Genomic DNA, 580 nt, shown 5'->3' with positions numbered 1-580 from the left:
CACCCCCCGCCAATGCCGAAACGCCCGCTCCCCCCGCGCCACCCCCGCCCCCTCCCGCTCAAACCGCGCCTGATCCATCGGCTGCCACCCCGGGGCAGGCCCCGCCACCCCCGCCAGCAGATCCCGCCAATCAGCCGCCAGCAGATCCAGCGCGCCCCCATCAGCCGCCAGATGCGACACCCCGAACGCCACCGCCCGCGGCCGGCCCCCAACCACCACCACCGCGCACCGCACCGGCATCTCCCCCGCGTAATCGAACACCTCCGCCGCCAACTCCACCGCCACCCGCCTGGCCAACGTCATCGGCCTGACATCCCCGCCCTCGACGACCCCCACGACCAGCCGCCCCGAACGCGCCACATGCTGCTCCATCCCCTCAGCCCCCGGCCGGAAGTTCGTCCGCAACGTCTCGTGCCGCTCCAGCAACCCCCGCACCGCCCCCAAAACCACGTCAAGGTCACGCCTGCCGTACACCGGCAACGACCAGGGCATATTGAAATAAGGATCACCATCACCCCGCCACGTCGTCAACCGCCAGATCGACGCCTGACCCCACGTCAACGGCGCCACCCCACCCCGC

The 580-nt window shown here is 71.7% G+C and carries 1 protein-coding gene; it reads right to left on the bottom strand.

The features are described from left to right. The coding region (locus tag ACSC1Q_RS43060) for a condensation domain-containing protein (RefSeq protein ID WP_436764523.1) at nucleotides 1-561 on the bottom strand (561 nt) is incomplete at its 3' end. Nucleotides 562-580 lie beyond the last annotated feature (19 nt).

Origin of the sequence: Streptosporangium heterodermiicola, from assembly GCF_051390675.1 — a bacterium.
Classification (GTDB): domain Bacteria; phylum Actinomycetota; class Actinomycetes; order Streptosporangiales; family Streptosporangiaceae; genus Streptosporangium.
Note: the sequence above shows the minus strand (reverse complement) of the source record. Positions and strands in the feature narration are given on the sequence as shown.